The sequence below is a fragment of the Streptomyces sp. NPDC021622 genome (genome assembly GCF_040640795.1).
Classification (GTDB): domain Bacteria; phylum Actinomycetota; class Actinomycetes; order Streptomycetales; family Streptomycetaceae; genus Streptomyces.
Genome location: NZ_JBFACK010000006.1, coordinates 283,630 through 298,173, shown reverse-complemented (window position 1 = coordinate 298,173; position 14,544 = coordinate 283,630). Strand labels below are relative to the sequence as shown.

General features: G+C 70.1%; 11 protein-coding genes. 3 read left to right on the top strand and 8 right to left on the bottom strand.

What is annotated here, in order from left to right:
- Positions 1-155: 155 nt before the first annotated feature.
- Entirely contained in the window at positions 156-941 is a 786-nt protein-coding gene (locus AB0G47_RS14685; protein ID WP_360768671.1) for a class II aldolase/adducin family protein, read from the bottom strand.
- Positions 942-1,110: 169 nt separating this feature from the next.
- Here AB0G47_RS14685 and AB0G47_RS14680 point away from each other — a divergent pair, with 169 nt between their 5' ends.
- Positions 1,111-1,584 carry a pyridoxamine 5'-phosphate oxidase family protein gene (locus AB0G47_RS14680; RefSeq protein WP_360769035.1) on the top strand — a complete coding sequence of 158 codons (474 nt, stop codon included), beginning with the start codon at positions 1,111-1,113 and terminating at the stop codon, positions 1,582-1,584.
- A 92-nt stretch (positions 1,585-1,676) separates the two neighbouring features.
- Here AB0G47_RS14680 and guaA read toward each other — a convergent pair whose 3' ends face one another.
- Positions 1,677-3,263 (bottom strand): glutamine-hydrolyzing GMP synthase, encoded by a 1,587-nt coding sequence (gene guaA, locus AB0G47_RS14675; protein ID WP_360768668.1) that lies wholly within the window; start codon positions 3,261-3,263, stop codon positions 1,677-1,679.
- A gap of 396 nt (positions 3,264-3,659) precedes the next feature.
- On the opposite strand from guaA, the gene AB0G47_RS14670 reads away from it, so the two are divergent.
- A complete protein-coding gene (locus tag AB0G47_RS14670) occupies positions 3,660-3,959 on the top strand; it encodes a chorismate mutase (RefSeq protein WP_360768665.1) in 300 nt (99 codons plus the stop codon).
- 737 nt (positions 3,960-4,696) lie between these two features.
- On the opposite strand, the gene AB0G47_RS14665 is transcribed toward AB0G47_RS14670, so the two are convergent.
- Complete coding sequence (locus tag AB0G47_RS14665; protein ID WP_360768662.1) at positions 4,697-5,461, bottom strand: hypothetical protein; 765 nt, start codon at positions 5,459-5,461, stop codon at positions 4,697-4,699.
- A 115-nt stretch (positions 5,462-5,576) separates the two neighbouring features.
- Entirely contained in the window at positions 5,577-5,978 is a 402-nt protein-coding gene (locus AB0G47_RS14660; RefSeq protein WP_360768659.1) for a hypothetical protein, read from the bottom strand.
- Between the two features lie 157 nt (positions 5,979-6,135).
- Between AB0G47_RS14660 and AB0G47_RS14655 the strand changes: the two genes are divergently transcribed.
- On the top strand, positions 6,136-7,263 hold the full coding sequence (locus AB0G47_RS14655; protein ID WP_360768657.1) for an LAETG motif-containing sortase-dependent surface protein: 1,128 nt from the start codon (positions 6,136-6,138) through the stop codon (positions 7,261-7,263).
- Between the two features lie 179 nt (positions 7,264-7,442).
- Here the strand turns inward: AB0G47_RS14655 and AB0G47_RS14650 are convergent, their stop codons facing one another.
- The 4 genes from AB0G47_RS14650 to AB0G47_RS14635 all read right to left on the bottom strand — a co-directional run bounded on the left by AB0G47_RS14650 (position 7,443) and on the right by AB0G47_RS14635 (position 14,473).
- Positions 7,443-9,251, bottom strand: a complete 1,809-nt coding sequence (locus tag AB0G47_RS14650; protein ID WP_360768655.1) for a GMC family oxidoreductase — start codon at positions 9,249-9,251, stop codon at positions 7,443-7,445.
- Between the two features lie 76 nt (positions 9,252-9,327).
- The gene (locus AB0G47_RS14645; RefSeq protein ID WP_360768653.1) at positions 9,328-10,944 is read right to left on the bottom strand and encodes a succinic semialdehyde dehydrogenase; all 1,617 of its coding nucleotides are present in this window, start codon (positions 10,942-10,944) and stop codon (positions 9,328-9,330) included.
- Between the two features lie 139 nt (positions 10,945-11,083).
- A complete protein-coding gene (locus AB0G47_RS14640) occupies positions 11,084-12,754 on the bottom strand; it encodes a serine/threonine-protein kinase (protein WP_360768650.1) in 1,671 nt (556 codons plus the stop codon).
- Positions 12,755-12,760: 6 nt separating this feature from the next.
- Positions 12,761-14,473, bottom strand: coding sequence for a serine/threonine-protein kinase (locus AB0G47_RS14635; RefSeq protein WP_360768647.1), 1,713 nt, complete (start codon positions 14,471-14,473; stop codon positions 12,761-12,763).
- Positions 14,474-14,544: the final 71 nt, after the last annotated feature.

The following is a 14,544-nucleotide window of genomic DNA, read 5'->3' as shown; positions in this document are numbered from 1 at the left end:
CCGCCCTCGTCCGAGCACCGATCCGTGAAGCACCGATCCGTGAACTTCCTTGCAATGAAAGGGGATTGTGCCGTACGGGAAGTCGATCGGGTCCCTCGGGTCAGGTCAGGGCGGGTGAGGCCGGCGCGCCGGGGTTGACGGAGGGGAGCGGCGGCTCAGGTCAGCAGATCCGGTTCGCTGCGGCTGATGTCCTGCCACAGGGGCTGGTAGTTGATCCAGGCCACCAGATCGCTACCGAGCTGTTCGCGCGTCGCCACGGCCTGCTTGTGGCCGATCAGGACCGGGCGGCCCGCGGCCCGTGCGCTCAGCTGGACCTGGCAGGAGCGTTCCAGGGTGAGGAACCACCAGGCGGCGGCGTCCACGGAGTCGCCGACCGTGAGGAGTCCGTGGTTGCGCAGGATGACGGCCTTGTGGTCGCCGAGCGCGGTCGCGATGCGCCGCCCCTCCTCCGCGTCGACGACGACACCGGTGTAGCCGTCGTACAGCGCGTGGCTCTCGTAGAAGGCGCAGGACTCCTGGGTGATGGGGTCGAGGAGTTCGCCGAGCGTGGAGAGCGCGCGGCCGTGCAGCGAGTGGCAGTGGGCGACGGCGACGACGCCGGGCCGCGCCAGATGCGCCTGCGCGTGGACGGTGAAGGCGGCCTGGTTGACGTGGTGGCGGCCCTCGACGACCTGCCCCTCCGCGTTGGCGAGGACCAGATCGCCCACGGTGATGTGCTTGAAGGGCATCCCGAAGGGGTTCACCCAGAAACAGTCGTCGTACTCCGGGTCGCGCGCCGTGATGTGCCCGGAAACCCCGTCCTCGTATCCGAGCCGGCCAAAAAGCCGCAGCGCCCCGGCGAGCCGCTCCTTGCGGTACCGCCGTTCGTCCGCCATCGAGTCGTGGACGGGCGGCATCGCGAACTGCAGCCGTTCGACGGGTATCGGTGTGGGCGCCTGCATGGTTCCTCCATCCCTCGCTGTACGGAGCGGAAGTTACCGCCGGTCAGCGCAGGAAGACAGGGGGTCCCTGTGAAGAGAGTGCGCAATCGGGATGCGAAGCCGGACAGAGGATGTCGGGTATTGGCGCCACACTCGCCGTATGACATCGAGCCGTATGACATCGAGCCGTATGACATCGAACTGGGCAGCCTTCGCCGCGGCAGAACCCGACTTCGCACGGACCGCCGAGGAGCGCTTCGGCCTCTTCACCCACCACGTCATCGCCACGCTCCGCAAAGACGGTTCGCCGCGCACCACGGGGCTCGAAGTCCGTTTCCTGTACGGCGAGTTGTGGCTCGGCATGATGCCGAACTCGATGAAGGCGCTCGACCTGCGCCGCGACCCGCGCTTCTCCCTCCAGGCGAATCCGGGAGCCGGCACGGAGATGGCGGGCGGCGACATCCGGATCGCCGGGCGGGCCATCGAGGTGACGGACCCCGAGACCGTCGCGCGCTATGCCGGGGAGGTCGGGCCGCCGGAGCCGTTCCACCTGTTCCGTACGGAACTGGCCGAGGTGGTCCGTACGTACATCGAGGACGAGAAGTATCTGGCCGTGCGGCTGTGGAAGCCGGGTGCGCCCGCGCGGACGACCAGGCGGACCTGACGTACGCGAACGGCGCCGCCCACAGAAGTGGACGGCGCCGTTTCAGCCCTGCGGAGAGCTCCGCGGGAAGCCCCGCAGTAAGCCCTGTGGGACTACTCCCACTCGATGGTGCCCGGCGGCTTGCTCGTCACGTCGAGGACGACGCGGTTGACGTCGGCGACCTCGTTCGTGATGCGCGTCGAGATCTTCGCGAGGACCTCGTACGGAAGGCGCGACCAGTCGGCGGTCATGGCGTCCTCGGAAGAGACGGGCCGCAGCACGATCGGGTGGCCGTACGTCCGGCCGTCGCCCTGCACGCCCACGCTGCGCACATCCGCGAGCAGCACGACGGGGCACTGCCAGATGTCACGGTCGAGACCGGCGGCGGTCAGCTCCTCGCGGGCGATCGCGTCGGCGTCGCGGAGGAGGTCGAGACGGTCCTTCGTGACCTCGCCGACGATACGGATGCCGAGGCCGGGGCCCGGGAAGGGCTGGCGCTGGACGATCTCGTCCGGCAGACCGAGCTCCTGCCCGACCATCCGCACCTCGTCCTTGAAGAGCTGGCGCAGCGGCTCGATCAGCTGGAACTCGAGGTCCTCGGGGAGGCCGCCCACGTTGTGGTGGGACTTGATGTTGGCGGTGCCGGTGCCGCCGCCGGACTCGACGACGTCCGGGTAGAGCGTGCCCTGGACGAGGAACTCGACGGGCTGGTCGCCCGGCGCCTCGGCCACGATCTCCGCCTGCGCCTGCTCGAAGACGCGGATGAACTCGCGGCCGATGATCTTCCGCTTCTGCTCCGGGTCGGAGACACCGGCGAGCGCGCTCAGGAACCGCTCCTGCGCGTCGACGACCTTGAGCTGCACGCCCGTCGCCGCGACGAAGTCCTTCTCGACCTGCTCGGTCTCGCCCTTGCGCATCAGACCGTGGTCGACATACACGCAGGTCAGCTGCGAGCCGATGGCCTTCTGCACCAGCGCGGCGGCCACGGCGGAGTCGACGCCTCCGGAGAGGCCGCAGATCGCGCGCTTGGTGCCGACCTGCTCGCGGATCGAGGCGATCTGCTCCTCGACGATGTTGCCGGTGGTCCAGTCGGGCTTCAGGCCGGCGCCGCGGTAGAGGAAGTGCTCGAGCACCTGCTGGCCGTGCGTGGAGTGCATGACCTCGGGGTGGTACTGCACGCCGTACAGCTTCTTCTCGTCGTTCTCGAAGGCCGCGACCGGCACGACGTCCGTGGACGCGGTGACGGAGAAGCCCTCGGGCGCCGCGCTGCACGCGTCGCCGTGCGACATCCACACGGACTGCTCGGCCGGGGTGCCCTCGAAGAGCGTCGAGCCGGGCTTGGAGACGGCCAGTGGCGTACGGCCGTACTCGCGGGCGCCCGTGTTGTCGACGGTGCCGCCGAGGGTGGTCGCCATCAGCTGGAAGCCGTAGCACATGCCAAAGACGGGGACGCCGGCCTCGAAGATCGCGCGGTCCAGGCGCGGTGCCTCGTCCGCGTACACCGACGAGGGGCCGCCGGAGAGGATGATTGCGGCGGGGTTCTTCGCGAGCATCTCGGAGACCGGCATCGTGCTCGGCACGATCTCGCTGTAGACCCGGGCCTCACGGACACGTCGGGCGATGAGCTGGGCGTACTGCGCTCCGAAGTCGACGACCAGAACGGTGTCGGGAGCGGCGGCAGCGGGGGACGCTGATGGCACGGCGGCGGCCTTCCGGCGTTGAGCGTGAGCTGGGGCTCAGTGCGTGTGGCAAGGGGTCTGTTTTGTCGATTCTAACGGGCGCGTGAGTACTCCCTTCGTCGCATCCGACGGGAGCCGGTCCGCACGGGGCCCGGCGCCGGGGGGCGTCTCAGCATCCGAGCCGCGACGGAACCCGTGTTGACCGGGCACGCGCGCCTGGGGGCATACTGACCTCGTGACCAAGCACCTCAGCTTCCTCTTTACCTATGGCAACCGGCCCGCCGGCTGCCATGGTCGAGCTGCTTGATCCACTGACAAGCGACTTCCCAGGCGCCCCGGGCCGACAAGGCCCGGGGCGTTCTGTCATTCCGGACCTTGTCGCTCCGGGGCCGCCTCCCATCCGACGAGGAGCCCCAGATGAGCACCGCCACCACCTCCGCCACGACCGAGAAGACCGGCGCCCGCACCCCCGAGGCAGCCGATGTGATCGAGAACGCCCGCGAGCGGATCGACGCGCTCGACGACCGCATCATCGGCCTCGTCCAGGAACGGATGGCCGTGTCCTCCGTCATCCAGGAGGCCCGGATCGCCTCGGGCGGCCGCCGCGTGAATCTCTCCCGCGAGATGGAGGTCCTCGGCCACTACAGGGACGCGCTCGGCAAGCCCGGCACGTCGCTCGCGATGACGCTCCTCGAGCTGTGCCGCGGCCGCGTCTGAACCGCCCCGGACCGTCCCACCGCCTGCCGGGTCCGGGTCCCCGGAACCCTTGTGCCACCGGACCTGAGTTCGGGTCCGCTCTCACCCGTACGGCGCGTGACCGGTTCCGGAGGGGCTTCGTTGGTCCCGATGTCCGTGCCAGCCAGGGGCGGGCACGGGAAAACCACGCGTGGCTCCGCTGGAGCGATGAGGCGCACACACCGTGTACGCCGTGGGACCTCGCTCCAGAGACGTGACCGGACGGCAGGGGACAGCAGCCCGGTCACCCAAGAGAACGGTCGGCTTCGGGGACGCCCGAAGCCGGCCGGCCTCCGTCCCCCAAAGCGTCCCCAAGACGTCCCCAAGACGTCCCCCAAGATGCCTCCCAGGCCGTCCCCCCAACCGTCCCGCAGCCCCCAGCCGACCCGGCCGTCCCGTCGAGAACCCCGAGCTGTCCCTGTTCGTCTAGATCTGGTCGAAACGGTTGCGCAGGCAACGCCAGATCCAGCACGATGCGTAGAGGTACGGGCCGCAAACGCGGCACTCCACAATTCCATTGCCAATGGTCGATACCACGTGAGCGCCCCTCGTGCGCCGGGTCGGCCACCGGCGCCCCACAGACTCGCGGCGCACTCCCCCGGCGCCGCTCCGCGGCACCGACGCTGCCCTGACGTCGGTGCTGACAGCCAAGGGCCCCGCGGATCCGTCCCGCGGGGCCCTTCGCTCTGCGCCGACCGCGCCTCAGTCACCGGCGGGGGCTACTTCTCCACCTTCGACAGCTGCGCGTCGACGATCGCATCGGCGACCTCGGGGTCGCCCTGCCTGGCGGACTTCACGGCCTTCTGGTCGAAGACGTTCGACGCGTGGAAGGACATCAGCGTCGAGCCGCTGCGTACGACGGTGACCTTGTCCCGCGCCAGGAACTCACCCGCGCGGCTCGCGAGCTTGAACGAGACGGACTCGTCGCCGCCGACCGAAGCCGGCTGCGGCCGCACGCCGAAGTACCGGTGGCCGCCGACCCCGAAGGTGGCGCACTTCTTCGACTTCGACGCGGACCGCAGGGTGTCCATCGTCTTCTCGGCGCCGGCCTTGTCGTACGCGAGAAGTTCGACCTCGGTCGTCGTGGCGTCGTCGATGTCGGTGCTGCTCAGCGTCCGTACGACCTGCGCCTTCGGACCCTCGGGTGCGGTGGCCCTGAGCATGTCCGACAGCGAACGGCACTCGCCGGGACGCACGGCAGCCGAGGGCGGCGCGGTCTTGTCCGCGGACGCCTCAGACGCCTCAGACGCCCCAGACGCCTCGGATGCCTTCTCCACCTTGTACTTCTTGACGTCACCCGTAGCGAGAGCGGACTTCTCCAGCTTCTCGGCGGCCGAGGACCCGGCGGCACCCGCGGACTTCGACGGCTTCTTGCCACCGGAGCCGCCCTTGCCGTCGCCGCCGCTCCCGCTGCACGCCGCCGTCAGGCCGAGTGCCGCCACCACCGAAACGGCCACCACGCCGCGTGACACAGCTGACTTCACGTTCCCGCTCCCCGTTCTTTCTTCCTGTCGCACCATGCGGAGTCACCCGCACCCCTCGTACGACGGAAGATCATCGCGCCTGGTTCCGCTTCGGCCGGCGCGACCGTCGTACGGGCTAGCCCCACATCCAGAAGCGGAACGGGCTCAGGAACACGATGGCCAGCGCCATGCCGCCCACCACGATCACCACGCTCCACACCCGGCGGCTGCGCTCCGAACGGGCGCTGCGGCGCGGCCCGGTGGGCGCGGACCGCCACTCGTCGGGCCGCCATGCCCCGGCGGCATCCTCCCCCCGCGCGGCCTTGCGCTTTCTGCGTCGACGGCCCAACGCCCGTGAGTCCGCCGCCTGTTGGCGCGCCGCCTCCTCGTCCAGGCGCCGCAGCCGCTCGGCCACCATGCGCGCCCGCGCGGACGGCTCCTTCGGCGCGGACGTACGGATGTCGCGCAGACTGTCGCGCTCGAACCGTTCCCACACCTCGTCGGGTATGTGCTCCGGCATCTCGTCCGGCACTGTCACGCAGCCCCCTCCTACTGCCCTTCGCCCGGCGGCCGTTCGCCGTCGGGCGGAGGAATTTCTACGGCACCCCGCGACAACCGCACAAGCCATGTGATTCAAGCCACATAAGAATGATGTGAGTTCCAGGACAACCATTCACAGGGGACGCAGGTCATGCATGCGTAACAACGGCCACACCCGCGTCCCCACCGCGGAGGCCTCCACCTCCGTACTGCTCACCAGGCAGTACGCCGGACTTCCTGAGGTCTTCATGAAGCTTCGCCGTGTCATGGCCGCCGCGGCCGCGACCGCTGCCATAGCCCCGATCGCGTTGCTGTCGGCCCCTGCCGCCTTCGCTACCGAGGACACCACCACTTCGTCTCCGAGCGCGACGGCCACCGAGACGGCCCAGCCCTCCGAGACGGCCACGCCGACCGAGACGGCCAAGCCGACGGAGACGGCGGCCCCGTCCGAGACGGCCAAGCCCACCGAGACGGCCGCCCCGACGGAGACGGCCAAGCCCACCGAGACGGCCGAACCGACCGGGAAGCCGACCGAGACGGCCAAGCCGACCGAGGAGCCCACCGAGGCCCCCACGGACTGCCCGGTCGACGACGAGGGCGTCGACGTCGACTCCAAGCTGGAGCTCGGGCTCTCGGGTCTGCCCGGCAAGATCGTTGCCGGCAGCGGCTGGCACCAGTTCAAGCTGACCGCGTCGAACCCGAGCGACGAGGACCTCGGCGAGGTCCAGTGGCTGGCCGCCGTGGACAACTGGTCGGACAGCGAGGACGAGCAGGACTGGCTCGCCAGCTACGCGCAGATCCAGTACTTCAACCCGGACTCCAAGTCCTGGGAGTCCATCGCGGACGAGGTCTCGGGCGGTCTCTACTTCGGTGCCACGGAGCTGGGCGCCAAGGAGAAGGTCGACATCAAGCTGCGCGTCAACATCAGCGCCAAGGCCCCGGCCGGCGACGGTTACGCGCTCGGCCTCGGCGGCTACCTGGACTCCGAGGCGAACTGCGTGCACAACGCCTTCGCGTTCTACGAGTTCACGGTCCTGAAGGCCGGCAGCAGCAACGAGAACCCGGGTGAGGCCGAGGAGAAGCCGGGCCAGGACGGCAAGAAGCCGCAGGGTGGCAAGGCGCCGCAGGGCGGCACCAACGAGATCCCGGCCACCGGCAACCTCGCCGAGACCGGCTCCAGCTCGATGCTGCCGACCATCGGTCTCGTCGGCGGTGTCGCCGTCGTCGCCGGTGCGGGCGCCGTCTTCATCGTCCGCCGCAAGAAGGCCGACGCCTCCGCGTAAGCGGGGTACGCCGCACAGCGGTACGCGGTACAGCGGTACGCGGTACAGCGGTACGCGGTACAGCGGTACACCGCACCGCGGCACGCCGTCTCGCGACGGCACCTGAGCACGCGAAAGGACCTGCGCTCGGAGGGGGGCGCAGGTCCTTTCGCGTACGTACGTTCAACAGCGCGCAGGCGCTACTTCTTCGCCGGTACCGCCGGCATCCCCAGGAACGGCAGCTTCAGCGCGCCGAACGCGTCGTCCGGCACCGCGGGGGTCTTCGGCTCGACGGCCGCGAGACGTACGTACGCCGTGCCCTGTGCGGGACGGGTGTCCTCGCCGCCCTTGTTGGGCCAGAAGGACATCGCGCGCTCGGCCTGCGCGGTGATCGTCAGGGACGGGTTCACGCCGAGGTTCGCGGAGACCGCGGCGCCGTCGACGACCGAGATGCCCGGGTGGCCGTAGAGGCGGTGGTAGGGGTCGATGACTCCGGTGTCGGCGGAGTCCCCGATCGGGCAGCCGCCCAGGAAGTGCGCGGTCAGCGGGGTGCCCATCAGCTCGCCGACGTTCGACCCCGGGAAGCCGTTGATCTCCTTGGCGAGCAGCGTCGCGGCCTCGGTGGCCTCGCGGATCTGGTTCGGATTGGGCGCGCCGTGCCCCTGCCGGGCGGTCAGCAGGCCCTTGCCGATGCCCTTCTCCTTGCGGTAAGTGATCAAGGAGTTGTCGAGCGACTGCATGACCAGGCCGATGATGGTCCGCTCCGACCAGCGCCGGTTGGAGAGCGAACGGACCATCAGCCAGGGGTGCTTGGCGACGTTGCCGAGCCAGCCGGCCACGCGCGCCTTCGCGCTGTAGGGGACCTGGAGGATCGTCATGCCGCCCATCGCGTTGGACTTCTTGCCGTAGCGGACCGGCTCGATGTGCGTGGAGTCGTTCGGGTGGATCGACGAGGTGATCGCGACGCCCTTGGTGAAGTCCGGCTTCGCTCCGCCATGTGCCTTGCGGTAGCGGCGGTCGGTGGTCTGGGCGCCCACCAGGGCCTCGGAGTTGGTGCGGGTCAGCGCGCCGAGCCGCGGGGAGATGTGCGGCAGCAGCCCGTTGTCCTTCATGCGGTGCAGGAGCGTCTGCGTGCCGTAGGTGCCCGCGGCGACGACGACCTTGCGGGCCGTGAACGTCCGGCCCTTGCCCTTGCGCTTGGCGTCGGTGGGCAGGGTGGCGACGGCGAACCCGCCCCGCGAGTCCTCGGTGACGGTGACGACGGACGTCATCGGGTGGATGACGGCGCCGGCCTTCTCCGCCAGGTAGAGGTAGTTCTCGTTGAGGGTGTTCTTCGCGCCGTGGCGGCAGCCGGTCATGCACTCGCCGCACTCGGTGCAGGCCTTGCGCGAGGGGCCCGCGCCGCCGAAGTAGGGGTCGGGAACTTCCTGGCCCGGCTCGGCCGTTGAAGATCCTGAGGCGTCCTGCTCGTCTCCGAAGAAGACGCCGACCGGCGCCATGTGGAAGCTGTCGCCCACTCCCATGGCCTGGGCGGTCGCCTTCAGATGGATGTCGGACGGTGTCGTGGTCGGGTTGAGCCGCACCCCGAGCATGCGCTTGGCCTGCTCGTAGTAGGGGCTCAGCTCGTCCTGCCAGTCCGTGATGTCCTTCCACTGCGGGTCGTTGAAGAACGGCTCGGGGGGTACGTAGAGCGTGTTCGCGTAGTTGAGCGAACCTCCGCCGACGCCCGCCCCCGCCAGCACCATCACATTGCCGAGCAGATGGATGCGCTGGATTCCGTAGAGGCCGAGCGCCGGTGCCCACAGGTAGTTCTTGAGGTCCCAGGAGTTCTTCGGGAGCGCGTCGCGGGTGAAGCGACGGCCCGCTTCGAGTACGCCGACGCGGTAGCCCTTCTCCGTCAGCCGCAGGGCGGAGACGGAACCGCCAAAGCCGGAGCCTACGACGAGGACGTCGTAGTCGTACACAGCCTCGTCGCCCAACTGGCCTTGGGCAGAGCTCTCCTGTGGCATGAACTCTCCTCGTTGATATTCCCTGCGGGCGGTTCGTGGCTGGGCGCGCAGTTCCCCGCGCCCCTTCGGGGCGCTCTCAGCGCAAGCGGAACGCCTTCATGACCTTCAGGCTCAAGCTCATGAACGCCGCGTACTTCTCGTCGTCCATGCCGAAGGACGGCGCGAGCGGGATCAGACGCTGGTGCGCGACGGTCTGCGCCTCGGTGTACTTGAGGATGCCCTCGGAGCCGTGGCGGCGGCCGAGACCGGAGTCCTTCATGCCGCCCATCGGGGACTGCACGCTGCCGTAGGCGGGCGCGAAGCCCTCGTTCACGTTCACCGTGCCGGTGCGCAGACGGGCGGCGATCTTGCGGCCGCGGCTGCCGTCCTTCGTCCAGACCGAGGAATTGAGGCCGTACGACGTGGAGTTGGCGAGCTCGACCGCTTCGTTCTCGTCGGTGAAGCGGTAGATGGAGACGACCGGGCCGAAGGTCTCCTCGGCGCAGACCGCCATCGGGGACTCGACGCCGTCCAGGATCGTCGGCTCGAAGAAGAAGGGGCCGATGTCGGGCCGGGCGACGCCGCCCGCGACGAGCGTGGCGCCCTTGGCGACCGCCTCCTCGACGTGCCGCTTGGTGGTCTCCAGCTGGCGCTCGCCGACCAGCGAGCCCATCTCGGCGCCGTACGCGAGGGACTTGCCGAGCCGCATCGCCTTCGTCCGCGCGGCGAAGCGCGACACGAACTCGTCCGCGATCGACTCATGGACGTACAGCCGCTCGATGGAGATGCACAGCTGACCGGCGGACGAGAAGCAGGCGCGCACGGCGCCCGCCGCGGCCTTGTCGACGTCGGCGTCGTGCAGGACCAACATGGCGTTCTTGCCGCCGAGTTCGAGCGAGACGCCGACCAGACGGCCGGCCGCGCCCTGGGCTACCTCGCGGCCGGTGCGGGTGGAGCCGGTGAACGAGACGTAGTCGGCGTGCTTGACGATCTCGGGGCCGACGACCGGGCCCTCACCGATGACGACCTGGAAGACCTCGGCGGGCAGCCCGGCCTCGATGATCAGGTCACGCGCCCACAGGGCGGTCAGGCAGGTCTCCGTGTCGGGCTTCATCACCAGGGCGTTGCCCGCGACCAGGGCCGGGAGCGCGTCGCCGATGGACAGCTCGAAGGGGTAGTTCCACGGCGCGATCTGCCCGACGACGCCGCGCGGCTGCCGGTTCTCGGTGACCTTCGTGAGGGTCGGTACGACGCCGGTGTGCCGCTTGGGGTTCAGATACGCGGGGGCCTTGCGGCCGTAGTGCCGGGCGGCGACGGCGACGGCCTGCAGCTCCTCGTGCGCGTGAAGGCGGGCCTTGCCGGTCTCCAGCTGGATGAGGTCGAGGACCTCGGCCTGACGCTGAAGGACCAGGTCGTGGAAGCGGAGCAGGACCGCGGCGCGGCGGCGGACCGGGGTGCGCTCCCAGGCGACCTGGGCGACCCGGGCACGCTCGAAGGCGGTGGCGACGTCCTCGGGGGTGGACTCGGGCAGGTCCGCCAGCTTCTCGCCGGTGAACGGCGTGTGATTGGCGGTCCGCCCCGAACCGACGACGTCCCGGGTGAGCTGCGCGATCAGCTCGGGCGTCACCACGTCGGCGGCGGTGCGCGCGCCTTCGGGGGCGGTGGCTGTCGGGTTCGTTCCGAGGGGCGTTGCGGTGGCCTGCGAGTCCGTCATGGGGCAGAGCGTAGGCCCAGGTCAACGTTTTGGGTACCCGTCGGTAATCAGCTTTCACCGGGCACACACACGATGCCAGCGATCGCTGGCGGCAAAGCCCCTGATCAGGGGCTTAGCGGGAGTTGATCAAGCTGGTCCATCAATTTCGGGAGCCGCCGACCAGCGGGCTCCCCACGCCGAGCCGCTCGCGCGCCGCCTTGAACAGGTCGGTGCCCTGCTTCTCGTACGTCTTGACGCCCTTGGGCATCCGCACCATCAGGTCGTAGTGCTCCCCGGCGTCCGTGACGATCAGGAGGTGCAGCTCACGGGTGACGACCGGCTCGACCAGGTCCTCCTCCGCGCTCTCCGTGTACGTGGCGTCGAGCAGGGCCGCGTCCTGGCCGTGGAAGCTGGTCGGGGTGGTCTCGGTGTTCACTGCTTCGTAGGGGGCGCCCTCGAACTCCTTGGCCTCGGCGTTCGCCCAGGTGATGGCGGGGGTGGCGGCGGTTGTCGGCTTGGTGACGCGCAGCGAGACCGGGCCGTCGGGCTCGGAGTACTCGACGATGGGGTTGGCCGGGTCGCGGATGATCTCGGTGTATGTGGCGGGGACGGAGATCTCGGCGTCGACCTTGGGCTCTTTGTGGACGGTCCAGTCGCCCTCGCCCGAGGGGCTCGCCTCGCCTTTCTCCTTCTTGTCGTCGTCCGGCTTCTCGCTGCCTTCCTTCTTGCCTGTGTCCGCCTCCACCTTGCTGTCACCGCCGTCACCCAGCGAGGTGCCGAGCCAGACGCCACCTCCGACCAGTACGACGCCCAGGAGCGCGGCGGCGATCAGGCGCCCCTTGGCGCGCGCGGGCGGCTTGGCGGCGGGCTCGGCCGAGGCGGTCTCGCCCGCGTCCGCGTCCGGTGTGGGCCGTGGAGCGGGGGTGAGGCGCACCGTCCCCACGTCGTCCGACAACTCCCGCAGACCCGAAGGATCCTGGGCCACCTCGCCGCCGAAGGGCTCCGGCAGCGGCCGCCCCTCCGCCACCGCCTCCAGGGCGAGCGCGGCCTCGGAGGCGTCGGGCCGCAGCGCGGGGTCCCTGGACAGCAACCGCTCGATCAGCGGGCCCAGTTCGCCCGCCCTGACCGGCGGCGGAACCTCCGCCGAGAGCACGGCCGCCAGGGTGGACTCCAGCGTCGTACGCCGGAAAGGGGACCAGCCCTCCACGGCCGCGTAGAGCAGCACGCCAAGGGACCACAGGTCGGACTCGGGGCCTGCCGTGCTGCCCGACATCCGCTCGGGCGCGATGAATTCGAGCGAGCCGACGAACTCGCCGCTGACCGTGAGCGACTCCTCGCCCTGGATGTGCGCGATCCCGAAGTCGGTGAGGACGACACGGCCGTGCGGCCCGATGAGTACGTTCGCGGGCTTCACGTCACGGTGCACGATGCCCCTGGCGTGCGCGGCGGCCAGCGCGCCCACCACCGCGAGGCCGATCCGCGCGGACTCGGCGGGCGGCAGCGCGCCCCGCTTGAGCAGCTCGTGCAGCGAATCGCCGCGGATCAACTCCATGACGATCCACGGCAGTTCGTCCTCCACGACCACGTCGTGGATCGCCACCGCCGCCGGATGCTCCACCTGCGCGGCGGCCCGCGCCTCCCGCTGCAGCCGGGCGTACATGCGCCGCTCCGCCGCGTCGTGCGGATCCCCCGGCAGCCGGGGCTGCTTGACCGCGACGTCCCGCCCGACCAGCTCGTCGACGGCACGCCATACGGTGCCCATGCCGCCGGACCCGATGCGTTCCGCCAGGCGGTAGCGGCCGCCGATCAGACGTCCCCCGTCATCGGTCATGCCGGGTCAGGGCTTCGCGATCTTCAGGTTGGCGATGGCGGTCTTGGCGACCTCGCGGCCGCGCTCAACGAAGTCGCCCTTGCCCGGGTAGTCGATCCACAGCCGGTACATGTTCCCGGACTGGGTCCGGTAGTAGAAGATCTTGGCCTCGTGCGGCGACTCGGACTCCGAGTCGGTGTACTTGACCGTGTTCTCGGCGGCGTCCTTCTCCTCGTACTTGGCGTCCTTCGTCGTTCCGTCCGGAGCGGGGTCGCTGGACATGCTGCTGAACGAGCTCTCGCCGCTCGCCTTGAAGTCCTCCATGTCGGCGTACGCCTGGGACGCGGCGGACCCGAGGATCTCCTCGGTGGTGTCCTTCTTCTCGGCGAGGTCGAGCGTGATGAAGATCGCGCCACTGGGGTCGGTGTACCTGACCCAGGTCTTGTCCGTGTCGGTGTCGTCCGGCTTGGTCTCCACGTAGTGCCCCGGCGCGGAGACGGTGGCAGCGACCACGTTCGACTCGTGCTCCTTCCAGCCCTCCGTGTCTGCGTCCGAACCCTCGAAGGGGTTCAGGGCGACCAGCACGCTCGCCGCCACGGCCGCGACGACCACAGCAGCGACGGTCGCCAGCGCCTTGCGGCTGAGGAAGACGCCCTTGCGGCCGTCGCTTCCGCCGGCGCCGACCTGCACCACCCGCGTCGGCGCCAACTGCGGCGGCCGCACCGACTCCTCCAGGAGCGTGCGGATCTGCCCGGCGTTCGGGCGCTGGGCCGGCTCCTTGGTCAGGAGGCGGTTGATCGCGTCCGCCAGGGGGCCCGTGGCCGAGGCGGGGGCCGCCGGTGTCGCGTTCAGGACGGACTGGAGGGTCGCCGGGGTGTTGTTGCGGCGGAAGGGCGAGACGCCCTCCGTCGCCGCGTAGAGGACCACGCCGAGGGACCAGAGGTCAGAGGCCGGGCCGGGGCGCTGGCCCAACACCCGCTCCGGGGCGATGAATTCGGGGGAGCCGACGAAGCCGCCGGTGTCCGTCAGGTTCGTCTCGCCCTCGATCTGCGCGATGCCGAAGTCGGTGAGGACGACGCGGCCGTGCGAGCCGAGCATCACGTTGTCCGGCTTCACGTCGCGGTGCAGGATGCCCGCCTGGTGGGCGGCGTCAAGGGCGTTGAGCACCTCCAGGCCGACGCGGGCGGCCTCGCCTGCGCCCAGGGTGCCCTCCTGGAGTGCGGCGCCGAGCGAGCGGCCCTGGACCAGTTCCATGACGATCCACGGCTGGCCGTCCTCCACGGCCACGTCATGGACGTTGACCACGGCCGGGTGGTCGAGGCGGGCCGCGGCGCGCGCCTCGCGGCGCATCCGCTCGAAGGCGTTGGCGCGCTCCCGCTCCGGCAGGTGGTCGGGGATGCGGGGTTCCTTGACCGCGACCTCGCGGTCCACCGTCTCGTCCTTCGCGCGCCAGACCGTGCCCATGCCGCCGTGGCCGAGCTTCGAAAGGAGGCGGTAGCGGCCCGCGATCAGGCGGCCCGCGCCCGGGTCGGGCTCCGAGGGCTGGTTCGGCACCACCTGGGTGGGCTGGGCGTACGGCGACGGAGGCGGCGTCGGCGCGGCGGGACCGTGCTGCCCGCCGTACTGCCCCCCGTACTGCCCACCTTGTCCCCCTTGTCCGGGGACGCCGGACTGCGGCGGCTGCAGTCCGAAACTGGTGGGTTCGTACGGGCCGTAGGAGGCTCCCCCGTCGTTACTCATGCACACATCAGTACCCTGCCGATGGCCTCTGGTTCCACTCGGGTCACTGACTTGTGACCGTGGTGATGCTT

Coding starts and splice junctions, on each gene's coding strand:
- AB0G47_RS14635 (WP_360768647.1), bottom strand. CDS start 14,473: ATGAGTAACGACGGGGGAGCCTCCTACGGCCCGTACGAACCCACCAGT.
- AB0G47_RS14685 (WP_360768671.1), bottom strand. CDS start 941: ATGCAGGCGCCCACACCGATACCCGTCGAACGGCTGCAGTTCGCGATG.
- AB0G47_RS14645 (WP_360768653.1), bottom strand. CDS start 10,944: ATGACGGACTCGCAGGCCACCGCAACGCCCCTCGGAACGAACCCGACA.
- AB0G47_RS14670 (WP_360768665.1), top strand. CDS start 3,660: ATGAGCACCGCCACCACCTCCGCCACGACCGAGAAGACCGGCGCCCGC.
- AB0G47_RS14680 (WP_360769035.1), top strand. CDS start 1,111: ATGACATCGAACTGGGCAGCCTTCGCCGCGGCAGAACCCGACTTCGCA.
- AB0G47_RS14655 (WP_360768657.1), top strand. CDS start 6,136: ATGCGTAACAACGGCCACACCCGCGTCCCCACCGCGGAGGCCTCCACC.
- AB0G47_RS14650 (WP_360768655.1), bottom strand. CDS start 9,251: ATGCCACAGGAGAGCTCTGCCCAAGGCCAGTTGGGCGACGAGGCTGTG.
- AB0G47_RS14640 (WP_360768650.1), bottom strand. CDS start 12,754: ATGACCGATGACGGGGGACGTCTGATCGGCGGCCGCTACCGCCTGGCG.